The sequence below is a fragment of the Trichlorobacter lovleyi genome (assembly GCF_015239775.1).
GTDB lineage: Bacteria > Desulfobacterota > Desulfuromonadia > Geobacterales > Pseudopelobacteraceae > Trichlorobacter > Trichlorobacter lovleyi_B.
On record NZ_CP058409.1, the window covers coordinates 3,167,614 to 3,190,009 of the forward strand.

26 protein-coding genes are annotated in these 22,396 nt (G+C 55.0%); 9 read left to right on the forward strand and 17 right to left on the reverse strand.

The genetic code is table 11. The annotated features are described in order from the left end of the window. Position 1: 1 nt before the first annotated feature. From FY034_RS14700 to larB, 6 genes are all read right to left on the reverse strand, one after another. Positions 2-466, reverse strand: coding sequence for a regulatory protein RecX (locus FY034_RS14700; RefSeq protein ID WP_265551839.1), 465 nt, complete (start codon positions 464-466; stop codon positions 2-4). After that, a complete protein-coding gene (locus FY034_RS14705) occupies positions 453-1,616 on the reverse strand; it encodes a type IV pilus twitching motility protein PilT (RefSeq protein WP_265551842.1) in 1,164 nt (387 codons plus the stop codon). Before FY034_RS14705 ends, FY034_RS14700 begins: the two co-directional genes overlap by 14 nt. Positions 1,617-1,643: 27 nt before the next feature. Then, the gene (recA, locus tag FY034_RS14710; protein WP_265551844.1) at positions 1,644-2,654 is read right to left on the reverse strand and encodes a recombinase RecA; all 1,011 of its coding nucleotides are present in this window, start codon (positions 2,652-2,654) and stop codon (positions 1,644-1,646) included. Positions 2,655-2,744: 90 nt separating this feature from the next. Then, a complete protein-coding gene (locus tag FY034_RS14715; RefSeq protein WP_265551847.1) occupies positions 2,745-3,227 on the reverse strand; it encodes a CinA family protein in 483 nt (160 codons plus the stop codon). Further along, complete coding sequence (larC, locus tag FY034_RS14720; RefSeq protein ID WP_265551849.1) at positions 3,217-4,401, reverse strand: nickel pincer cofactor biosynthesis protein LarC; 1,185 nt, start codon at positions 4,399-4,401, stop codon at positions 3,217-3,219. The genes FY034_RS14715 and larC overlap by 11 nt, the downstream gene beginning before the upstream one ends. Position 4,402: 1 nt before the next feature. Then, on the reverse strand, positions 4,403-5,152 hold the full coding sequence (gene larB / locus FY034_RS14725; RefSeq protein ID WP_265551851.1) for a nickel pincer cofactor biosynthesis protein LarB: 750 nt from the start codon (positions 5,150-5,152) through the stop codon (positions 4,403-4,405). 201 nt (positions 5,153-5,353) lie between these two features. On the opposite strand from larB, the gene FY034_RS14730 reads away from it, so the two are divergent. The 3 genes from FY034_RS14730 (at position 5,354) to FY034_RS14740 (ending at position 7,475) form a co-directional block, all read left to right on the forward strand. Then, the gene (locus FY034_RS14730; protein WP_265551853.1) at positions 5,354-6,637 is read left to right on the forward strand and encodes a 3-isopropylmalate dehydratase large subunit; all 1,284 of its coding nucleotides are present in this window, start codon (positions 5,354-5,356) and stop codon (positions 6,635-6,637) included. 26 nt (positions 6,638-6,663) lie between these two features. Beyond that, positions 6,664-7,191 (forward strand): 3-isopropylmalate dehydratase small subunit, encoded by a 528-nt coding sequence (locus FY034_RS14735; protein WP_265551855.1) that lies wholly within the window; start codon positions 6,664-6,666, stop codon positions 7,189-7,191. Between the two features lie 98 nt (positions 7,192-7,289). Then, a complete protein-coding gene (locus FY034_RS14740; protein ID WP_265551857.1) occupies positions 7,290-7,475 on the forward strand; it encodes a twin-arginine translocase TatA/TatE family subunit in 186 nt (61 codons plus the stop codon). Here FY034_RS14740 and FY034_RS14745 read toward each other — a convergent pair. The 11 genes from FY034_RS14745 to FY034_RS14795 all read right to left on the reverse strand — a co-directional run bounded on the left by FY034_RS14745 (position 7,472) and on the right by FY034_RS14795 (position 17,122). After that, entirely contained in the window at positions 7,472-8,410 is a 939-nt protein-coding gene (locus FY034_RS14745) for a TIGR01212 family radical SAM protein (protein ID WP_265551858.1), read from the reverse strand. The genes FY034_RS14740 and FY034_RS14745 overlap by 4 nt on opposite strands. 60 nt (positions 8,411-8,470) lie before the next feature. Beyond that, positions 8,471-8,887 carry a F0F1 ATP synthase subunit epsilon gene (locus FY034_RS14750; protein ID WP_265551860.1) on the reverse strand — a complete coding sequence of 139 codons (417 nt, stop codon included), beginning with the start codon at positions 8,885-8,887 and terminating at the stop codon, positions 8,471-8,473. Positions 8,888-8,935: 48 nt separating this feature from the next. After that, a complete protein-coding gene (gene atpD / locus FY034_RS14755; protein WP_012471200.1) occupies positions 8,936-10,351 on the reverse strand; it encodes a F0F1 ATP synthase subunit beta in 1,416 nt (471 codons plus the stop codon). A gap of 52 nt (positions 10,352-10,403) precedes the next feature. Further along, positions 10,404-11,270, reverse strand: a complete 867-nt coding sequence (gene atpG / locus FY034_RS14760) for an ATP synthase F1 subunit gamma (RefSeq protein WP_012471201.1) — start codon at positions 11,268-11,270, stop codon at positions 10,404-10,406. Positions 11,271-11,288: 18 nt separating this feature from the next. Beyond that, positions 11,289-12,797 carry a F0F1 ATP synthase subunit alpha gene (gene atpA / locus FY034_RS14765; protein ID WP_265551863.1) on the reverse strand — a complete coding sequence of 503 codons (1,509 nt, stop codon included), beginning with the start codon at positions 12,795-12,797 and terminating at the stop codon, positions 11,289-11,291. Positions 12,798-12,805: 8 nt separating this feature from the next. Further along, complete coding sequence (locus FY034_RS14770) at positions 12,806-13,348, reverse strand: F0F1 ATP synthase subunit delta (protein ID WP_265551865.1); 543 nt, start codon at positions 13,346-13,348, stop codon at positions 12,806-12,808. Then, a complete protein-coding gene (locus FY034_RS14775; RefSeq protein WP_416222765.1) occupies positions 13,345-13,947 on the reverse strand; it encodes a hypothetical protein in 603 nt (200 codons plus the stop codon). Before FY034_RS14775 ends, FY034_RS14770 begins: the two co-directional genes overlap by 4 nt. A gap of 4 nt (positions 13,948-13,951) precedes the next feature. Further along, the gene (locus tag FY034_RS14780; RefSeq protein ID WP_265551867.1) at positions 13,952-14,377 is read right to left on the reverse strand and encodes an ATP synthase F0 subunit B; all 426 of its coding nucleotides are present in this window, start codon (positions 14,375-14,377) and stop codon (positions 13,952-13,954) included. Positions 14,378-14,524: 147 nt separating this feature from the next. Then, positions 14,525-15,373: a ParB/RepB/Spo0J family partition protein gene (locus FY034_RS14785; RefSeq protein ID WP_265551870.1), complete on the reverse strand. Its 849-nt coding sequence runs from the start codon at positions 15,371-15,373 to the stop codon at positions 14,525-14,527. Further along, positions 15,366-16,139, reverse strand: a complete 774-nt coding sequence (locus tag FY034_RS14790) for a ParA family protein (RefSeq protein ID WP_265551871.1) — start codon at positions 16,137-16,139, stop codon at positions 15,366-15,368. Before FY034_RS14790 ends, FY034_RS14785 begins: the two co-directional genes overlap by 8 nt. Positions 16,140-16,237: 98 nt before the next feature. Continuing rightward, positions 16,238-17,122 carry an RluA family pseudouridine synthase gene (locus FY034_RS14795; protein WP_265551874.1) on the reverse strand — a complete coding sequence of 295 codons (885 nt, stop codon included), beginning with the start codon at positions 17,120-17,122 and terminating at the stop codon, positions 16,238-16,240. An 81-nt stretch (positions 17,123-17,203) separates the two neighbouring features. Between FY034_RS14795 and FY034_RS14800 the strand changes: the two genes are divergently transcribed. The 6 genes from FY034_RS14800 to FY034_RS14825 all read left to right on the forward strand — a co-directional run bounded on the left by FY034_RS14800 (position 17,204) and on the right by FY034_RS14825 (position 22,385). Continuing rightward, positions 17,204-17,806, forward strand: coding sequence for a class I SAM-dependent methyltransferase (locus FY034_RS14800; RefSeq protein ID WP_265551876.1), 603 nt, complete (start codon positions 17,204-17,206; stop codon positions 17,804-17,806). Next, on the forward strand, positions 17,796-18,932 hold the full coding sequence (gene hpnI, locus FY034_RS14805) for a bacteriohopanetetrol glucosamine biosynthesis glycosyltransferase HpnI (protein ID WP_265551878.1): 1,137 nt from the start codon (positions 17,796-17,798) through the stop codon (positions 18,930-18,932). The genes FY034_RS14800 and hpnI overlap by 11 nt, the downstream gene beginning before the upstream one ends. 80 nt (positions 18,933-19,012) lie before the next feature. Then, the gene (locus FY034_RS14810; RefSeq protein ID WP_265551880.1) at positions 19,013-19,783 is read left to right on the forward strand and encodes an MlaE family ABC transporter permease; all 771 of its coding nucleotides are present in this window, start codon (positions 19,013-19,015) and stop codon (positions 19,781-19,783) included. Beyond that, a complete protein-coding gene (locus tag FY034_RS14815) occupies positions 19,780-20,532 on the forward strand; it encodes an ABC transporter ATP-binding protein (RefSeq protein ID WP_265551882.1) in 753 nt (250 codons plus the stop codon). Before FY034_RS14810 ends, FY034_RS14815 begins: the two co-directional genes overlap by 4 nt. Before the next feature lie 3 nt (positions 20,533-20,535). Then, the gene (mlaD, locus tag FY034_RS14820; RefSeq protein WP_265551884.1) at positions 20,536-20,988 is read left to right on the forward strand and encodes an outer membrane lipid asymmetry maintenance protein MlaD; all 453 of its coding nucleotides are present in this window, start codon (positions 20,536-20,538) and stop codon (positions 20,986-20,988) included. Between the two features lie 14 nt (positions 20,989-21,002). Further along, entirely contained in the window at positions 21,003-22,385 is a 1,383-nt protein-coding gene (locus tag FY034_RS14825; RefSeq protein ID WP_265551886.1) for a TolC family protein, read from the forward strand. Positions 22,386-22,396: the final 11 nt, after the last annotated feature.

Genomic DNA, 22,396 nt, shown 5'->3' on the forward strand with positions numbered 1-22,396 from the left:
ATTATTTTTCAAACAGCTGCCTGATCAGATCACTCCGGTAGCCGCGACGCTGCAAAAAACCGGCTACCCGCCGCAGTTGTCGTTCATCAGCTGTCTGCGGATCAAACCCGGCATAACGGCGTTCAACCAAGTGGCGGGCCCGATCCAGTTCATCGCCATCAGCGGGTGATTCCCGCAAAACCTGATCAATCAGTTCCGGTGGCACTCCGCGACGGCGTAACTCCTGCTGCAGGCGGTAGCCGGTAAAACTCCCGTTCTGCCTCACTGCGGCGACCAGACGCTCGGCATAGCGCTGATCCTGCAGGTAACCTTCCCGCATCAGCCGTTCAACCGCTTGGTGCGCCTCTTCGGCAGCAAACCGTTTCTGCTGCAACTTACGTCGAAGGGCTGCACAGGTATAATCCCGGCCGGTCAGCAGCCTGAGCGCCGCCAGGTAGCAATCGCTGGACTGATCAGAACCGGTCAACGTCGAGTTTTTCCTCTTTCAGCACCTCATCAACCTTCTCGTCCTTGCTATCAAAATTATCCCAGGTTGCATCAGACGTAGATGAGATACCGGAGACCTTGAGGGCAAAATCATCCGGATTGGAACTTTGCCGCAACGCCTCTTCATAGGTAATCAGCTTTGAGGTGAACAGCTTCATCAAGGATTGGTCAAAGGTCTGCATGCCATAGGAGACAAAGCCCTGCGCAATGGCATCCTTGATCTGCTTGGTCTTGTCCTTGTCGTCAATACACTCTTTGACCCGTGCGGTTCCCAGCAGCACTTCAACGGCAGGAACACGGCCTTTGCCATCGGCCCGCGGTACCAGACGCTGGGAGACAATCCCCTTGATGATGCTGGCCATCTGAATCCGTACCTGGCGCTGGTGGTAGGGCGGGAAGACCGAGATGATCCGGTTGATGGTCTCAGGTGCATCCATGGTATGCAGGGTGGACATCACCAGGTGGCCGGTCTCGGCAGCGGTCATGGCGGTTTCAATGGTCTCGTAGTCCCGCATCTCACCCACCAGGATCACGTCCGGGTCCTGGCGCAAGGCACCCTTCAACGCACTTGAGAAGGTCGGCGTATCGGTACCCACCTCCCGCTGGCTGATAATGCACTTGTTATCGCGGTGCAAAAACTCCACCGGATCCTCAATCGTGATGATGTTACAGGTCCGGTGGTTGTTGATATGGTCGATCATGGCCGCCAGAGTGGACGATTTACCGGAGCCGGTGGTGCCGGTCACCAGAATCAGCCCCCGCTCCTCAAGGCAGAGCTTCTGCAATACCGGCGGCAGGTTCAGCTCCTCCATGGTCGGAATCTTCATCGAAATGGCCCGGAAGACCAGTGCAATCGTCCCCCGCTGCCGATAGCAGGCCACCCGGAAACGTCCCAGGCCCGGCACCGCATAGGCCATATCCACCTCGGAGTTTTCCTCAAAGATCCTCCGCTGGCGGTCATTCATCATCATGTTGGCAATGCTGCTGACCACATCAGGGCCCAGACGCTGGGCATTGGGGATCGGATGCAGCTTGCCGTCAATCCGTACAATAGGTGGCAGACCGGTCTTGATATGAATATCTGAGCCGCGTGCCTTGACGGCAATGGTGAGAATTTCGTTCAGCTCCACAGGGCACCTCCGAAATCCTGGTTGGTATTATTCAGCCTTTTCTTCCTTAGGGGCCGGCTTGATCAGCTCCATCAACTTGGCCTCTATCTCTGCCAGCATGACCGGATTTTCCTTCAGGAACTGACGTGAGTTTTCGCGCCCCTGGCCGATCCGTTCCTTGTTGTAGGAGAACCAGGCCCCGCTCTTGTCGATGATATTGCGGTCCACCGCCAGATCCAGCACGTCACCGGTACGGGAAATCCCTTCACCATAGAGGATATCGAACTCGGCCTCTTTAAAGGGTGGCGCCACCTTGTTCTTGACCACCTTGACCCGGGTACGTGAACCGATCACCTGGTCCCCCTGTTTGAGGGTGGCAATCTTACGAATGTCAAGCCGGACCGAGGCGTAGAACTTCAGGGCGTTACCACCGGTAGTAGTCTCAGGGTTGCCAAACATCACGCCGATCTTCATCCTGATCTGGTTGATAAAGATCACGCAGCAGTTTGATTTGGAGATGATGCCGGTCAGCTTACGCAGTGCCTGGGACATCAGGCGGGCCTGCAGACCGACATGGGAGTCCCCCATCTCACCCTCAATCTCGGCCTTGGGAACCAGGGCTGCAACCGAGTCAATCACCAGCACATCAATGGCACCACTACGCACCAGGGTTTCGGCAATCTCAAGCGCCTGCTCACCGGTGTCCGGCTGGGAGACCAGCAGGTCATCGGTCTTGACCCCCAGCTTGCGGGCATAATTGATATCCAGGGCATGCTCTGCATCCACAAAAGCCGCAATACCACCACTTTTCTGGGCTTCAGCCACAATATGCAGGGCCAGGGTGGTCTTGCCGGAGGATTCAGGTCCATAGACCTCAATCACCCGGCCGCGTGGTACACCGCCCACCCCCAGGGCCAGGTCAAGGGAGATGGCGCCGGTTGAAATCGACTCTACACCGGGCAGCACCTCGTCATTGCCGAGTCGCATGATGGCACCTTTGCCAAACTGCTTTTCAATCTGGGAAAGTGCCAGCTCTATGGCCTTGTTTTTATCACTCACAGGAGTACCTCCTTGGTACGGGAAAAGTTTGGAAAGAGTTGCGAAACGTACCACATCAAAACCGTCAGCGGCAAGCTAATTTGGGGCAATTCAGGCCGTTTCAGGCACCATAAGCCGCTTTTTTATCAAAAAAAGCGCCTGTTCCGCGGTTTGTTGCCGAACCGATTCGCGTCCGCCCTGAAACTGGTACCGTTCCGTTACACAGCCATCATGATCAGCAAGGGCGATATAGACCGTCCCGACCGGTTTTTCCCGGGTACCGCCCTCCGGTCCGGCAATACCGGTTACCGCCAGGGCCAGATCACTGCCGATTACCCTGCGGGCACCTTCTGCCATAGCCCGGGCAACCGCTTCACTCACCGCACCATGCTGTTCAAGAAGCTCGCCGGGAACCTGTAACAACTGCTGTTTTATATCATTATGGTAGGCCACGATCCCCCCTTTGAACCAGGCGGAACAGCCGGAGATAGCGGTAACCTGCTCTGCAATCATACCACCGGTACAGGATTCGGCCAGGGCCAGGGTCATGCCGGAGGCGAGAAACAGTGCCGCCAGCTCCAGATCAGCGTTCATGGTCATACTCCCTGCAGACGATCTGCTGCACCTCACGCAACGCAAGTCCCTGTTCACGGGCAATCCGGCAACAGTCTTCATATTCGGGCTTGCTGCCCTGCTGGCTGATCTTGAACCTCACCATCCCCAACGAGGTCTGACACTCCTCAATCCGGCGCTGCTGCACAAGACGCTGCATCTGCTGCAACCGCACCCCCAAGCTGCCGGTTTCTTTCATCAGCAGTTGCGCCATCCGGTCCTTCTGTTCTGGACGGCAGAGCAACGACAGCATCAGGCCAGGGCGCTGCTTCTTCATCTGGATCGGCGTATGCCAGACATCCAGCGCCCCGGCCGCAAAGAGTTGCGCCATGGTATACCCCAGCAGTTCCGGGGTCACATCATCCAGGTTACAGCTGAGCTCAAGTATCTCCTCATGAGCAGCCTGTTCCGACAGTTCCCCCAGGAAACCGCGCAGAATGTTGGGGCAGTCCGTAAAGTCACGACTCCCGGCTCCATGGCCGGTTTTTATGATCGTCATCTCCGGCATCCCGCCGCGCGACGCGGCCAGGGCTGCCAGAATAGCCGCACCGGTGGGGGTTACCCGCTCCCCCGTTCCGCAATCGGTATGAACCGCCAGACCTTTCAGCAACTCCGCCGTTGCCGGGGCCGGCACCGGCAAACGGCCATGGGCTGTCTGTACAAAACCACCGCCCAGCGGCACTGCGGAACAGTAGACCCTATCCACCTTCAGCCAGTCCAACCCGATCGCCGTCCCCACAATATCCACTATGCTGTCAACGGCCCCCACTTCATGAAACTGCACCTGCTCCACCGCCACCTGATGTGCCTTGGCCTCGGCCTCGGCCAGGTGCAAAAAGATCTTTTGTGACAGTTCCTTCACGTGACCAGCAAGACTACTTGCAGCGATCATCTGGCTGATATCGCCATAGCTCCGGTGATCATGATGGTCATGATGCTGATGTCCGTGTTGATGGGGCAGATGTACCTCAAAATACCTGCCGGTCATGCCACCGCGTTGGATCTGTTCTTCAGTGAGACTGAAGGCACCATCCGGCAGACCAAGCTTGTCCAGTTCACTCTTCAGATAGCTCAACGGCACACCGAGATCCAGCAGGGCGGCCACGGTCATATCACCGGCAATACCGGCAGTTGCATCTAAATAGAGAATACGCATTTTAGATCCGATTCATCAGGCTGGCGGCACAGGCAGCGCCAAAGCCGTTATCAATATTCACTACCGTAACTCCGCTGGCGCAGGTGTTGAGCATTCCCAGCAGCGCAGCAATACCACCAAACGATGCACCGTATCCCACCGAGGTGGGCACAGCGATCACCGGCCGGTCGACCAGCCCCCCCACCACCGATGGCAAGGCGCCCTCCATCCCTGCAACCACAATCAACACGGTTGCCGAGCGCAACAGTTCCATGCGGGATAACAGGCGGTGAATTCCTGCCACCCCGACATCACAGAGCAACTCTGCCTGATTTCCCATAAAACGGGCCGTCACCAGCGCCTCGCTGGCCACCGGCAGATCCGAGGTGCCGGCAGCCACAATCAGGATGGGTCCCCGGCCCTGTTCCTGTTTTGGGGTGGTTTCCAGGGTTAGACAACGGGCCTCGGCATGATAGAAGGAGCGTGGAAACACCGCCAGCAACTCCACTGCCCGTACCTCCTCGAGACGGGTTACCAGCACATTGCTGCCCCGCGCCACCATCGCCTCCATGATCCGGCCGATCTGTTCAACGGTCTTCCCCTGCCCGAAGATCACCTCTGGTTGCCCTTGTCGTAGCGCCCGGTGATGATCAACCTGAGCAAACCCGAGGTCTTCAAAGGGAAGATGGCGTAACCGTTCCAAGCCCTGCTCCGGCGTTGCCGTTCCTGCTGCAACCGCCTGCAGGAGTGCCTGTAACTCCTCTAAAACCATCAGTAGCTCCTGTTCTGTCCCCTGTTTTCTTTTGCCTGAGTTACTCTTATAGCACGCTCCCTCTTTTTTTCCATCCGTACTACGCCACCATTCAGTTTACTGATACGAAAACAACATGTTATCCCACCAAAGCAGTAGACTTAGCATCTGCTTTCTGCTACATCTGGACGACCAGAAACATCGGAAAGGAAGGACAGAAGAATGGGTAAGACCACTGCAGAAAAGATTTTCGCCGCCCATCTGGTGGATGAGCCGTTCAGCGGCACCAAGGTGCTGAAGCTGGATGTGGTGCTTTGCCACGAAATCACCACCCCGATTGCCATTGCAGACCTGATTGAGCGTGGTAAAGACCGTGTCTTTGATCCGGCCAGAATTAAGGCGGTTATTGACCACGTCACTCCGTCAAAGGATTCCAAGACCGCTACCCAGGCCAAGATTTTACGCGACTGGGCCCGTCGCCAGCAGATCAAAGACTTTTTTGATGTTGGTGCCAATGGCGTCTGTCATGCCCTGTTTCCTGAAAAGGGCTTTATCCGCCCCGGCAACACCGTGATCATGGGAGATTCCCACACCTGTACCCACGGCGCTTTTGGTGCCTTTGCCGCCGGTGTTGGCACCACTGACCTGGAGGTCGGCATCCTGAAAGGCGTCTGTGCATTCCGTGAACCCAAGACGATTCGCGTCAACGTGCATGGAGAGCTCCCTAAAGGCGTGTATGCCAAGGATGTAGTACTGACCCTGATCGGCAAGATCGGCGTTAACGGTGCCACCGACCGGGTGATCGAGTTCCGTGGTAGCACCATTGACACCATGACCATGGAATCTCGCATGACACTCTGCAACATGGCCATTGAGGCTGGCGGCACGTCAGGCATCTGTATGCCTGACATGACCACCGTCGAGTACCTCTGGCCGTTTATTCAGGGGGAATTTGCCTCCAAGGAGGCTGCACTGGGCGAGTATCAACAATGGTGCTCCGATGCAGATGCAAGCTATGAGCAGACCATTGAGATCGATGCTGCCACGCTGGTACCGGTTGCTACCTTCAATTTCAAGCCTGACCAGGTTAAAGCGGTAACAGAGTTCAGTGACAGCAGGATTGACCAGGTGTACCTCGGTTCCTGCACCAACGGCCGTTTGGAAGACCTGCGCATTGCCGCGCAGATCCTGAAGGGTCGCAAGCTGGCAGAAAATGTCCGCGGCATTCTCTCTCCTGCCACCCCCAAGATTTACCGTGATGCCATGAAGGAAGGGTTGATTGATATCTTTCTTGATGCCGGTTTCTGCGTTACCAACTCCACCTGCGGTGCCTGTCTGGGGATGAGTAACGGCGTGCTGGCTGATGGCGAGGTCTGTGCCTCCACCACCAACCGTAACTTTAACGGCCGGATGGGCAAGGGCGGCATGGTACACCTGATGTCACCGGCAACGGCTGCGGCCACTGCCATTGAGGGCAAGATTGCAGACCCTCGCAAGTATCTCTAGTTCATCTCTTCGACAAGGAGCTTTCCATGAAAACTTTTGGCGGGCCGGTTCTGTTTCTGGACCGTGCCGATATCAATACTGATGAGATTATTCCTGCCAAGTACCTGACTGAGATAACCAAGCAGGATCTTAAACCCTACATGCTTGAAGACCTCAAGCTTGACGGGTTTGACCCCAAGGGCGAGAAGACCTTGAAAGCCCGTGTGGTCGTGTCACGTGAGAATTTCGGGTGCGGCTCTTCACGCGAACATGCCCCTTGGGTCTTTGAGGTTAACAACATCACCGCGGTTGTTGCAGAGTCCTTTGCCCGCATCTTCCGCCAGAATATGTTCAACTGCGGCATGGCTGCCATTGAACTGCCCAAGGCGGATCTCGACCGGATCTTTGCCCATGCCCAGGATGCTGACGCAACCATGAACATCGATATCGAGGCACAAACCCTGACCCTGACTGCCGGTGGTACGCAGCTGGCCTTTAACTTCGAGCTCTCCCCCTTTGACAAGGCACTGGTTCTGGCCGGTGGCTGGGTTGATTACGCTGACACAAAATATTGAGACGTTGCATGTATACGGTTCCCTGCAACCAGAACACTTGATTTTTTCACAACCGGAATGCAATACTTACGTCCACTATTGAAGATGGAGGAGTGCTTATGTTTGGATTTGGCATGCCGGAACTGATCGTTATACTGGTTATTGTACTGGTGGTCTTCGGGGCGGGACGTCTGCCTGAGATCGGTGCTGCTTTTGGCAAAAGTATCAAGAACTTCAAGAACGCCTCTGAAGGCAAGGATGAGATTGAGATAAAGCCCAAGAAGGATGACGAGCACAAGGCCTAGTCATTCAGCTTCATGCCCCCCTTTACTGACAGCCGGCATCCCTGCCGGCTGTCTCTTTTTACAAGCTCAGCATCAATACGGTTCAAGACTTCAAGCTTACGGCGTGACCAGTCCGGCGCGACCAGCTCACTGCGCCCATCACCCATCAGACGATGAATCATGATCTGCGGATCAAGCAGTTCAACTGCATCAACCACCAGTGCAACATACTCATCGCGGGTCATCAACTGCAGACCACCTGTTCGGTACTCCTGCTCAAGCTGGCTGCCTTTCAGTACATGCAGGTGATGCAGCTTAACCCCATCAACCCCCAGACGATTCAACTCCTCTACCGAAGCCAGCATCTGTTCACGAGACTCACCGGGCAACCCCAATATCAGATGAGCGCAGATGCGTAGCCCCTTTTGTTTGCAACGCCTGACCGCCTCGACAAAACAGGCATGATCATGCCCTCGATTGACCGCCTGCAGGGTTTGGTTATGCATGGTTTGCATACCAAGCTCCAACCAGAGATAGGTTTGCTGATGCAACTCCGCAAGCAGCTCTAGCACGCTATCCGGCAGACAATCGGGGCGTGTGCCGATGATAAGCCCGACCATATCCGCATCAGCAAGGGCTGTTTCATAGAGCAGCCGCAAATCGTCTGCAGCAGCATAGGTGTTACTGTAGGCCTGGAAATATGCCAGAAACTTTTCAGCCCTGAACTTTTTCACCAGGTATTCCTTACTCTTCTGTAACTGTAGGTGTAACGGCAGTTCGATAGGCACACCTACCGCTGCAGCACCTCGATCACCGCAAAAGGTGCAGCCGCCAGTACCCAGACTGCCGTCACGGTTGGGACAACTGAAACCGGCATCCAGTGAGACCCGCTGTACACGACAGCCAAATCGCGTGCGCAGCTCATCCGTAAAGGTTGTATAGCGTTTAGTAGTCATGACAATAAAAAAGGAGCGACATCACTGCCGCTCCCGTATACCTCGCTCTGTTATACTCGCTTACTTACGCGCAGCCTTACCGGCCACCTGCATCCGGATCAGGGCACGTTCAAGAGCAGCTTCATACACCTTGAACTGCTTGTCTTCCGGAGTCAACTTCTTAAGCGCATCCTCGGCACGGCCAAGCGCTGCTTTGGCACGCTCAAGATCGATCTCGTCGGAGCGTTCGGCAGTCTCAACCAGGACAATGATCTTGTCGTCCTGCACCTCGAAGTAGCCCCAGTTGAGGGCCATGCTGACAGCCTGGCCATCTTTCTTGTAGCAAAGTTCACCGATATTGAGTGACGTCAGGAAAGGGGCATGACCCGGCAGTACACCGAACTCACCCATTTTTCCGGTCGCTGTCACTTCATCGACCATCTCATCAAGCACCTTGCTGTACGGTGTGACTATTTCAAGCTTCATCTTTTCAGCCATTGTATGGAGCTCCGTTGGGGCAGAGGTTCTGCCCTGCCAGGTAATAAATTATACAGCTGCCAGTTTAGCGGCTTTTTCAATTGCCTCTTCAATGGAACCGACCATGTAGAAGGCCTGCTCTGGGAGGTTGTCATGCTTACCCGCAACGATCTCCTGGAAGCCCTTGATGGTGTCCTTCAGCTCAACGTACTTACCAGGGGAGCCGGTAAAGGCCTCGGCTACGTGGAACGGCTGGGACAGGAAGCGCTGAATCTTACGGGCACGGGCAACAACCAGCTTATCCTCTTCGGACAGTTCGTCCATACCAAGAATGGCGATGATATCCTGAAGATCCTTGTACTTCTGCAGCACGTATTGTACCGAACGGGCAACAGCGTAATGCTCTTCACCGATGACCTGCGGATCCAGAATCCGTGAAGTGGAGTCCAACGGGTCCACTGCAGGGTAGATACCGAGTTCTGCGATCTGACGTGAAAGAACGGTAGTTGCATCCAAGTGAGCAAAAGCAGTTGCCGGAGCAGGGTCAGTCAAGTCGTCAGCAGGAACGTAGATAGCCTGAACCGAGGTAATGGACCCCTTTTTGGTTGAGGTAATACGCTCTTGCAACTCACCCATTTCAGTTGCCAGCGTAGGCTGGTAACCAACCGCAGAAGGAATCCGGCCAAGAAGGGCAGAAACTTCGGAACCGGCCTGGGTAAAGCGGAAGATGTTATCGATGAACAGCAGCACGTCCTGGTTTTCTTCGTCACGGAAATATTCCGCAACTGACAGAGCGGTCAGAGCAACCCGGGCACGGGCACCTGGGGGCTCGTTCATCTGGCCGTACACCAGAGCAGCCTTATCAAGAACGCCGGACTCTTTCATCTCCATCCAGAGGTCGTTACCTTCACGGGTACGCTCACCAACACCGGCGAACACGGAGTAACCACCGTGCTGCTTGGCGATATTGTTGATCAGCTCCATAATCAGAACGGTCTTGCCAACGCCGGCGCCACCGAACAGACCGATCTTACCGCCCCGCGCATAGGGAGCAAGCAGGTCAACAACCTTGATACCGGTGGTAAAGGCTTCAACCTTGGTGGACTGGTCTTCAAAGGCAGGAGCTTCACGGTGGATGCCGTACTCTTTTTCATTGCCGATCGGACCCATTTCGTCAACCGGCTCGCCGATAACGTTCATGATCCGGCCCAGGGTCTTGCGGCCAACCGGTGCACAGATCTGCTTGCCGGTATCGATAACAGCCTGGCCACGCTTGAGACCGTCGGTGGAGTCCATGGCGATGGTACGCACAGAGTTCTCACCCAGGTGCTGAGCAACTTCAAGCACCAGGTTGTTCTCACGGTCATCAATGGCCGGATTGGTCACTCTCAGGGCGTGATAAATCTCCGGCAACTTACCGGGCTCAAACTCGACGTCAATAACTGCGCCGATAACCTGTGAAATTTTACCGATATTCTGACTCATGGAACCATGTCCTCCTGCGGCCCTGGGGCCTCATATAGTGATTCGTTTGTAATTATCCCTTAATCGATTCAGCACCTGAGATGATTTCCATCAACTCGGTAGTAATGGCAGCCTGACGTGCGCGGTTGTACTGCAGGGTCAGTTTGCCGATCATTTCTGAGGCGTTCTTTGATGCACTGTCCATAGCGGTCATACGCGCACCGTGTTCACCAGCCACCGACTCAAGCATCGCCTTGAAGATCTGAACTTCGATATTCTTTGGCAATATCTCGGTCAACAGGTCACTGACCGAAGGCTCATAGATATATTCAACACCATTTTCATCAGCGGCGATCTTCTCTTCAGGCTCAATCGGCAGCAGCTGCTGGAAGGTGATATCCTGTGACATAACCGTACGGAACGAGTTAAACAGCATCACAACCTGGTCATACTCTTCTGCAAGGTAACCCTCGATCACATCCTGAGCAAGCATTGCTGCTGCCTGATAGTTGGGCTTGGAAAGCATATTGGCAAAGTTCTTGTAGACCGTATGGCGGCTTTTCAGAAACTCATACCCTTTACGGCCAACCGTCATGATTGAGATCTGATCGAACTCAGCCTGCTTCTCCTTGATGTAACGCTCGCCAGCCTTGCAGAGGTTTGTGTTAAAGCCACCACACAGACCACGATCTGAGGTTACCACAATCAGCAGCAGTTTTTTTGCATCACGCTTTTCCAGAAGGGGATGCAGATTGCCTTCCAGATTACCGGCCAAAGATTGCAGCACTTCACCCATCTTCTGGGCATAGGGACGTGCAGCTACCACGTTTTCCTGTGCACGGCGCAGTTTGGCAGCCGAAACCATTTTCATGGCCTTGGTTATCTGGCGTGTATTTTTTACGGATACAATCCGCTTTTTAATGCTTTTAAGGCTCGCCATGTCTCAAACCGTCCTTGTTTAAGCGGTAAATTCCTTCTTGAACTGATCAAGGGCACTAACCAGCTTGGCCTTCAGGTCATCACCGATTGCCTGCTTCTCACGCAATTCAGTGAGTACATCAGCCTGACGGTTATCAAAGAATGCATACAATTCGGTTTCATACTTCTTGAGAGCGGAAACCGGATAGTCATCAAGGTAGCCGTTGTTGGCAGCAAAAATAACCAGAACCTGCTTTTCGTTCGGAATCGGACGATACTGTGGTTGCTTAAGAATCTCAACCAGGCGCTCACCACGGGCAAGCTGCATCTGGGTTGCCTTGTCAAGATCGGAGCCGAACTGGGCAAAAGCAGCCATTTCACGGTACTGAGCCAGGTTAAGACGCAGTGTACCAGCCACCTGCTTCATCGACTTGGTTTGTGCTGAACCACCGACCCGTGAAACCGACAGGCCGACGTTGATCGCCGGACGAACGCCGGAGAAGAACAGGTCTGATTCAAGGTAAATCTGACCGTCGGTAATGGAGATAACGTTGGTCGGAATGTAGGCGGAAACGTCACCGGCCTGGGTCTCAATGATCGGCAGGGCGGTCAGTGAACCGGCACCGCACTCATCGGACAGTTTACAGGCACGCTCCAGCAGACGGCTGTGCAGATAGAAAACGTCGCCGGGATAGGCTTCACGGCCTGGCGGACGACGAAGCAGCAGAGAGAGCTGACGATAAGCGACTGCCTGCTTGGAAAGGTCATCATAGATGATCAGGGCATGCTTCTTGTTATCACGGAAGTACTCGCCCATGGTTACGCCGGTGTACGGTGCGATGAACTGCAGCGGTGCGGACTCGGAAGCAGTGGCGGCAACAACAATGGTGTAATCCATGGCACCATGCTCGGTCAGCTTGGATACAACCTGAGCAACCGTTGAACGTTTCTGGCCGATGGCAACATAAATACAGATTACATCGCCACCCTTCTGGTTAATGATGGTGTCAACCGCAACAGCCGTCTTACCGGTCTGACGGTCACCGATGATCAGTTCCCGTTGACCACGGCCGATTGGAACCATGGAGTCAATCGCCTTGAGACCGGTTGCCATCGGCTGATGAACCGATTTACGGGCAACGATACCAGGTGCCTTGATCTCCACCTTGCTGAAGGTACTGGTGTTGATCGGACCCTTGCCGTCAATTGGCTGGCCAATGGCGTTTACAACACGACCTACCAGGGCATCACCAACCGGCACCTCGGTAATCCGACCGGTACGCTTGACCGTATCGCCTTCTTTGATCTCGGCAAATTCACCAAGAATAGCAGCTCCGACGTTATCTTCCTCAAGGTTGAGAACCATACCGGATACGCCGCCGGGGAATTCCAGCAGCTCACCGGCCATGGCGCCGGCCAGGCCATGGATACGGGCAATACCGTCTCCGATCGAGATAATGGTACCGGTTTCCGATACCTCTACCTCTTTGCCATACTCGTTAATCTGTTTCTTGATGATTTCGCTAATTTCTTCGGCTCTGAGTTCCATAGAAGCGTTTACCCCTTCTGTAGTATATCGTGAATCCGTGCTAACTGAGTTTTAACACTGCTATCATAGGCGATATCGCCGATCTGGGTAACAACACCGCCGATCAGCGATTGATCAACCTTTACCTGTGGCACAACCTTCTTACCGGTTTTCTGCTCCAACGCACCTTTAATGGCATTGACCTGGCTGTCATCCAAGGCAAAGGCGGTCGTAATCATCGGACGGATCACCCCAGACTGCTCATCAGCCAGCTTTTCGTAGGTCTCAACAATTTCCGGCAGACAGACAACCCGGTTTTTATCCACCAGCAGCAACAGGAAGTTTGCCACCAGTTCCGAGCATTGCATACGTGCAATCAGGTCACGCATGATCTGTTTTTTTTGATCTGCAGTAAAGGCAGGGTTACCAAATGCGGCCCGCAGTTCTGCATTACCGGCAAAAACCCCGCTCACCACCTTCAGCTCCTGGCTGAAGCGATCAATCAGATCTCTCTCCGAGCCAAGCTGGACCAGCGCCTTGGCATACCGTCTGGCAATGGCGTTATTGATCACAGTTGCACCACCTTCCCAAGGTAATCCTGTACAAATCGGTCATGGTCCGCTTTTTGAACAGCAGCACCAAGTTTGCCACCAGCCAGCTCAACCGCAAGCCTGGCAGCCTCCACACGCAGTTCTGTGCGGGCCTTCAAGACCTCTTGATCAGCAGCCTGAGCGGCCTGTTCTGCAACCTTGGCTGCTGCAGCCTGGGCTTCAGCAATAATACGCTGTTTCTCGGCTTCAGCCTCTTTCAGCATGGCAGCACGCAGTGTATCGACCTCCTGATTGGCCTTTTCAAGCTTCTCAGTATATTCTTTCAGCTTGGCCTCAGCTGCCTCACGAGCCTCACGAGCCTCGCGGAGATTCTTCTCAATCTGCAGCTGGCGCTCAGCCAGCGAGCCCTTTACGTTAGCCTTTTTCAAGGCCCAGATCATAATACCGGCAAGCAGCGCAAAATCGACAACACGCCAGCCAAAGTCTTTCAACTGTGCACCACTATCGGGATGGTGCTCTCCGCCGCCCGAAGCAAGGGCCAGCACAGGAACCAGAATAGCGACAGCAACAGCCAGACCGGAGAGAATTCTTTGCATACGGCGATCATTCTGAATCAGCATGGGCTTACAGACTCCTCCCCAGAATTTTCTCACAAATATCGCCGGACAGGACATCAACCTGCTTTTGCAGCAGGGTACGTGCCTCGGCAGACTCTTTGGCGACCCGCTCACGAATCGAAGCGATTGAAGTTGCAGCATCCAGGCGCGCCTTGTCCAACAACGACGCCTCTTCCGCCTGAGCCTCTTTCACCAGCTCAGCCCGTTTGGCACCGACTTCAGCCTTGGCATCACGCAGACGCGCCTCATACTGAGCCACCTTTTCCTGCACCTGCTGATCCACAGCGACTGCACGCTCACGGGCAGACTGGATCTCCTGCCGCCGCTGGGCCAACAGCGCCCTGATCGGCTTGTACAGAAAGATATTCAGAACAAGAACCAGAAGTCCGAAGTTTACAATCTGGACAGCAAATGCGAGATCGAGATTGATCACGGCCTACCCCTTAACCTACGGTGAATTGTATACTGTATCCCACAAAAACATGCCTGACTGAGTGGTCAGGCGTAAACGCTGGTTAGCTATCATGGTTAAACACAGACTGTCAATCAAAAAAAGCAGCTAATTTGTTGCAGCACCGGATTAAGACTGCAACAAATCAATGATTCGCGTTAGCTCATCAGACGAACTGAAGTGAATTTCCAACGCCCCTTTACCACCACTGTTACGACGAATGGCGATCCTGGTTTGGAACTGTTTCTGCAGCTGCTCCTCCAGAGAAACCATCAAGAGATCAGGCTGACGGGCAGGCTTTTGAACTGCATGTGAGCCACGCTTAAGCTTGTTAACCAGCTCCTCCGTAGCCCTGACACTCAGCATCCTGTGCAGGATTTCATGGCGTGCCTTCTGAACCAGCTCTTCATTTTCAAGCCCCAGCAGTGCCCGGGCATGCCCCATGGAGAGCCGCTCTTCCACCACATCCCTCTGAATATCATCCGGCAAGCGCAACAGGCGCAACGCATTGGTGACCGTTGTGCGGTTTTTGCCAACCCGTTTTGCCACCTCATCCTGAGAAATGCCGAAATGCTCAACCAGCGACTTGTAGGCCTGGGCCTCTTCAATGGCGTTCAGATCTTCACGCTGGATGTTTTCAATCAGGGCCAGCTCCATCACCGCATCTTCGCTGGCCTCACGGATAACCACCGGCAGTTCGCGCAACCCGGCCTTCTGGGAAGCACGCCAGCGACGCTCACCGGCAATGATCTCGTAGTAGCCATCCTTTTTGGTGACTACCAGCGGCTGAATAATCCCTTTTTCACGGATTGAGGAGGCCAGTTCCTCCAGCTTGTCCGCGGCGAACTGCTTGCGGGGCTGGTTGCGATTCGGCCTGATCTGCTCAATGGGACAGAGAAAATAGTTTTTGTCCTCGGCAACGGACATCACCGGCAACAGTGCCGCCATCCCCTTGCCCAAACCACCCTTTTTAAGCACTGGGCACCTCCCGCTGGATCAGCTCGCGGGCCAGCTGCAGGTAGGCAGTGGCTCCCTTGGAGGTAATGTCATAATAGATAATCGGTTTGCCGTGGCTGGGCGCCTCCGAAAGGCGCACGTTACGGGGGATCACCACCTCAAAGGCCTCTTTCGGGAAGTGAGCCCGGATTTCATCCTCTACATCCTTTGACAGGCGGTTACGGGCATCGGCCATGGTCAACAATATACCTTCGATCGTAATGCGAGGATTCAATCCCTTTTGCACCAAACGGATGGTATTAAGGATCTGGGACAACCCCTCCATCGCGTAAAACTCACACTGTAGCGGAATCAGGACGGTATCGGCAGCGGTCATGGCGTTCACGGTCAAAAGACTTAAGGATGGCGGGCAATCAATCAGGATATACCGGTAGCGTTCCTGCAGCAGCGCCAAGGCGTTCTTTAGCTTCTGTTCACGCCCGGTCTCAGTGGCCAGTTCCAGCTCGGCACCGGCAAGGTCCGCAGTGGCTGGCAGGATATGCAGATAGGGATGACCGGTGTCAACCACCAGCGAGGCCGGGGCTGCCTCATTAATCAACAGATCATAGACCGAATGTTGCAGCTGGGACTTATCAACACCAACACCGCTGGTGGCGTTACCCTGAGGATCAATATCCACCAGCAGGGTAGGCCGCTCGGCAGCAGCCAGCGCAGCAGCGAGGTTAATGGCGGTGGTGGTCTTACCCACACCACCCTTCTGATTTGCAATGCAGATGATCTTTGACATAACCTGTTGTTCGATCTGAGGAAATATGGAATTGAGCTGGTCAGGTGCGAGATCGGCACCGTACCATAAAGCAGCTGAGCCTGCAAAGAACTTTTTATCTACTTCGGCACGCCGTCCCGGCAGAGACCGCAGCGACTGACAAACGAGCTGTCCGGCAACGCCTCCAGGTTACAGGGCTGACCATGCCGCCCGTCAAACTGCAACCCGACACAATGCAACATGAGCCGTTCAGACGCCAGGCCACCATAGGTAGCATCACCCACAATCGGAAGGCCGGCTGCTGAGAGGTGAACCCTGATCTGGTGAGTTCGCCCGGTTCGCGGAAAGGCCTCGATCAACGCCAGCCCGTCTGCGGCAGCAAGCAGCCGGAAGTCAGTCAGGGCCGCCCTGCCTTCAGGCATGATTCCCCACCGCGCACTGCCCAGTTTGCCGATCGGGCCAGCGCAGGACCAGCGCTCTTCAACGGGTTCCCCCGTAACCAGCGCCAGATAACGTTTCTGAATCCCCCCCTGTTTAAATAGCTCGGAAAGCCAGGCCGCTGCCTGACGGTGCTTGGGAAACAGCATCAGCCCTGATGTCCCCCGGTCAAGCCGGTGCACCACCCGTACCGGTTCTTTAATTCCTTGGCGTGCGAACTCCTCGGCAACCCAGTATTCCAGCGTTCCTTTCAGCTGATACGGAGTACGCTGGCTGGCAATACCGGAGGGCTTGTTGATTGCCAGCAGATCCTTATCCTGATACACGATCGCCTCAGGTGGCAGTACCAGCTCCTGAAACCGGCCCTGCTCCATAATACCAACCGTCAACTGGTCTTCAACCTTCATACCTCGGGAAGCCACCCGCACCATGGTCTGATTGACCGCACAACCGCCCCGGTCAATGATCCGCCGGGCCTCACCCTTACTGATTCCTGCCAGCTGTGCCAGGGTTTCATCAAGACGCCGACCGGCCATCTCTTTTGCTACACTGAATATCTTGATCATAGCCCTCTCTACCATGAAGCTCGTCTAAATCGCAAATAAACCTGTTGGCAGCGGCCCGATGAGTTTGCTACCCTGCCGTCCATGTCATCAGCCCAAGCCCCACATCCCGTCCTGCGTGGTCCGGTCCCCCTCAGCCATCTGTTGCTGCGGCGCTTTATCCAAACCGGCAACCGGGTCATTGACGCAACCTGCGGCAATGGCAAGGACACCCTGCTACTGGCTGAACTGGTGGGGGAAAGCGGCCATGTCTGGGCCTTTGACATCCAGCAGGAAGCCCTTGACCGCACCGCCCAACGCCTGGCAGACCAGAATCTGCTGCAACGGGTATCCCTGCTGCATGCCGGCCACGAACGCCTGCAGGAGCTGCTGGAACCGCCACTGCAGGCGATCATCTTTAATCTGGGCTGGCTTCCCGGTGCCCCCCGGGAGATTGCCACCAGTACCGCCACCACCCTGACCGCTCTCGAGGCATCGCTGCACCTGCTGGCACCGGCAGGCCTGCTGCTGATCACCTGCTACCCGGGCCATGCGGGCGGAGACCAGGAGGCGACAGCCGTTCAGGAATGGGCAGCATCCCTTTCTCCGCGCAGTTACTTTGTCTGGCGGATGGGACAACTGAATGTGACCTCAGATGCACCGTTCTGCCTGCTGATTCAGGATGGAAGACCCTCCGATGTCCGCTGACCTGCTGCCCTTCATCGCCATTCTGCCGGCCAGTATCTACTCCCTGCTGACACTGTGGTGCGGCTGGCTGTTTTTCAAGGATCGAGACCTCCTGAAAAAACGACACGACACGGCTATTTCAATCCTGAAACCGGTCAAGGGGATCGATGAAGGCAGTTACGAAAATTTTGCCTCGTTCTGTAAGCAGGACTATGCTGCAGCGCTACAACTGATCTTTTGCGTGGCAGCCGAAGATGACCCTGCGATTGCGATCATCAGGCAGCTGATGGCTGATTTTCCGCACCATGACATCAGCCTCAATATTGATCCGGCCATCCACGGCCCCAATTACAAGGTCTCCAACCTGATCAACGCCTTTCCCGCAGCAAAACATGATCTGCTGATGATCTGCGACAGCGACATCAGGGTAGGACCAAGTTTTTTACAGTCGGTTGCCGCGCACTTCTGCACCCCTGCCGTTGGCCTGGTCACCTCCCCCTATCGCAGCTCAACCGTGCATGGTGCCATCACCGCCTTTGAGGCCCTGGCTTTTACCTCAGAGATGGTTCCCAATGTGGTAACCGCCCTGAAGCTTGAGGGGCTCTCCTTTGCCCTGGGGGCAGCCATGACCTTCCGCAGGCAGGCACTGCAGGACATTGGCGGGCTGGAGGCGCTGGTGGAGTATCTGGCCGACGACTACCAGCTGGGTAACCAGATTCACCGGGCTGGCTGGCAGCTTGTACTCGACCGGCAGTTTGTGGAGAGCATGCTGAAACCGGAGACTCTGGCCTCAATCCTCTCCCGCCAACTGCGCTGGGCCCGCACCATGCGGGTCAGCCGTCCCGGTGGCTACCTCGCCTCAGGGATTACCCTGCCGGGCCTGGCAATCGTTGCAGCCCTCCTGAGCGGCCCGCCTCTTTTTGCCCTGTCTGCCATCAGTCTGCTGTATCTGGTTCGACTGACAGCCACCACCCTCTTCAGCCGCCGCTACATCCGCGACAATCTGCTCCCCTTCTGGGGCTGGCTGCTCCCGGTACGGGATTTACTGGCCTTCGGCACCTGGCTGCTGGCCTTTGCCGGAAATCGCGTCACCTGGCGTGGACACTGTTTTTTGATCAGATCAAACGGCAAACTTAAAGAACTATAATCCTATCACTTTACAACCACACAACTTCCCTCTATAGTAATCAGTCGCTAAAAATCAACCAAAGGCGTGTAACCAGACAAATGAGCAACTTTTTGCGGGCCATAGGTCGCAGGACCATCGCGCTGTTGCAAGAACTGGGCAACTGTGGCCAGTTTCTGGCCTATGCCCTGTACTCCATCCTGCGCCGTCCCGGACGACCGGTACATATATTGAAGCAGATCAGCTTCATTGGCGCCAAATCCCTGTTTGTGATTGTGCTGACCGCTGCATTTACCGGCATGGTACTGGGCTTGCAAGGCTACTATACCCTGACCAAGTTCGGCTCTGAAGGGATGTTGGGCACCGCCGTGGCGCTCTCCCTGATCCGCGAACTGGGGCCGGTTCTCTCAGCCCTGATGGTGACCGGCCGGGCCGGTTCGGCCATCACTGCCGAAATCGGCATCATGCGGATCAGTGAGCAGATTGATGCCCTGGAAACCATGGCGCTTGATCCATACAAATACCTGATTTCGCCCAAGTTCATAGCAGCCATGATCTCAATGCCGCTGCTCTGCGCTATTTTCGATGTGGTGGGCATCTACGGCGGCTGGCTGGTTGGTGTTAAACTGCTCGGCGTCAACCCGGGGGCCTACTTCAGTGAGATGTATAAATCCGTTGAGTGGAAGGATGTCTACTCAGGTTTTGTAAAATCGTACTCCTTTGGCATTATTATTGCTTGGATCGGCTGCTACAAAGGCTATTACGCCGGACACGGCGCCGAAGGAGTCTCCAAGGCCACCACAGAAGCGGTGGTGCTCACCTCGGTACTGATCCTGGTCTGGGACTACTTCCTGACCTCAATACTGCTATGATCGAACTTATCAATATCCATAAGAATTTTGGCAGCCAGACCGTCCTGAACGGCCTGAACCTTACCATCCCTGCCGGCAGGACCACCGCCGTGATCGGCCCCAGCGGCGAAGGCAAGAGCGTTCTGTTGAAGCATATGATCGGGCTGCTGCAGCCGGACCAGGGTGACGTACTGGTGGATGGTAAGAGCATTGTAGGGCTGCGCCGTTCACAGCTCAACCAGGTGCGTGAAAAATTTGCCATGGTGTTTCAAAACGCAGCACTGTTTGACTCCATGACCGTCTACGAAAATGTCGCCTTCCCGCTGGAGGAAAAGACCAGTCTCAGCACAGGCGAGATAGCAGAGCGGGTTGCCGTTGCACTACAGGAGGTTGGTCTGAAGAACGCCAACAACAAGTACCCTGACGAGTTGTCCGGCGGTATGAAAAAACGGGTCGGCCTGGCCAGGGCACTACTTTTGCAGCCACAGGTGGTGCTGTTTGATGAGCCGACCACCGGACTGGATCCGGTTATCCGGCGCGCCATTCACCAGCTGATCAAGGAGACCCAGCAGAAATTCGGGTTTACGGCGGTGATTGTCTCCCACGACATCCCGGACATCTTTGACGTAGCACACCATGTCGCCATGCTCTACCGTGGCGAAATTCTGCAGTTTGGCACGCCTGATGAGATTCAAACCTCCAATCATCCCGTGGTGCGCCAATTTATCAGCGGCAGCCTTGACGGCCCGATCAATAGCGGAGTTGCATAAACCATGAACAGCGCAAAACTGGAACTAATCGTCGGTATTTTCATGTTGATCGGTATCCTTTGCCTGGGATACCTCTCAATAAAACTGGGCAAGATGGAATTGATCGGTGGCAACAACTACCGGGTGACAGCCCGCTTCGACTCGGTTTCCGGCCTGAAACCCGGTGCACGGGTTGAACTGGCCGGGGTTGAAATCGGAACCGTCGAGCGGATCGGTCTTTCAAATGCCAGCGGGGATCAGGCTGAAGTAACCATGAAGATCAAAGACGGCATCAAGATTACCGACGATGTGATCGCCTCAGTCCGTACCAGCGGCATCATTGGCGACAAGTTTATCAAACTGAAGCCGGGCGGTTCAGATCAGCTTTTGAAAAACGGTGGCAGGATTCGTGAAACCGAATCTGCCATTGATATTGAAGAACTGGTCAGCAAGTTTATTCACGGCAAGGTGGATTAGGAGCAGATTAAACGATGAAAACGTTGGCTCATGCAGCATTAACTGCATTTCTAGTAATTGCCCTGACTGCCGGGAACACCCTGGCAGGCAGTCCCGGCCACACCACTTTGGTGCTGGATCTTGAGTCCTGCATCAGCACTGCCCTGCAGGCTGCTCCCGAGATCGGCGAAGCCCAGGCGGATCTGGCATTAACCAGCAGTAAACTTGAGGAGGCAAAAGCCTACCGCTACCCCCAGATCAACGTCATGTCACTCTTTGGCCCGGCACCAGGGGCCAAGCGGGAGGACATCAGCCCCACAATCAATACCAACAAGAGCTTCAGCATCCGTGACCTGACCTGGTTTGCCAGCACCGATCTAACGATCACTCAGCCTCTGTGGACCTTCGGCAAGATCAGCGAAAACATGAAGGCTGCGACCCACGGTACCGAAGTGGACAAATCGAAGAAACAACAAAAAGGGAACGAAGTCGCCCTTGAGGTCAAGAAGTACTACTACAGCGTGCTGCTGGCCCGTGAGATGCAAACAGTTCTTGCCGAACTGCAACTCTACATGCTGCAAGGCAAAAAGAAGATTCAGGAACTGATTGACAACGAATCAGATTCCGGTGACCCGATGGACCTTTACAAGCTTGACGCCTACTCGGGTGAGATCAATAAATATATGGAAGAGGCATTGAAGGGTGAGCAACTGGCAACAGCCGCACTGAAGGCACGCCTGGGTCTGGCCGACAATGTGGATGTCACCGTTGCCACAGAACGGCTTGAGCTGCCGGATGAACCCCTCCCGGATTTAAACAGCGCCATTAAGAAGGCACGGCTTCAGCGTCCCGAATTCAAGCAGCTTAAAGAGGGGATGGCCGCCCGTACGGCACTGGTTGAGGCAGCCAAGGCAAACTACTACCCCGATATCTTCCTGGCCGGCATGGCCTCATGGGCCTATGCCGACAATCGTGACCGGATAAAAAACCCCTATATCTCTGACACCTTCAAGCATGCCTACGGCGGTGTGGCCCTGGGCCTGAAATGGCATCTTGACTTTGGCATCACCTCTGCCAAGGTGGCTGGCGAGCAGGCGCAGCTGAACCGGCTTGAAAGCACAAAGGTGTACGCGGACAACTACATCCCGCTACAGGCTAAAAAGGCCTGGCTTGAGATGCAGGAAGCCCAGAAGAATGTCTCCATTACCCAGAATGCCTACCAGAGCGCCAAAAAGTGGGGGGCGGCAGCACTGGCCAATTTTGATTTCGGCATTGGTAATCCCCGTGACGTGTTTGATGCCGTCAGCATCTATGGCAAGATGAAGGCTGCCCACTACCAGTCTATCTTTGACTACAAGATGGCCAAGGCAAACCTCGAATATGCCCTGGGTGACCACCAGGCAATTTCTCCCAAATAGCCGTACGGCCC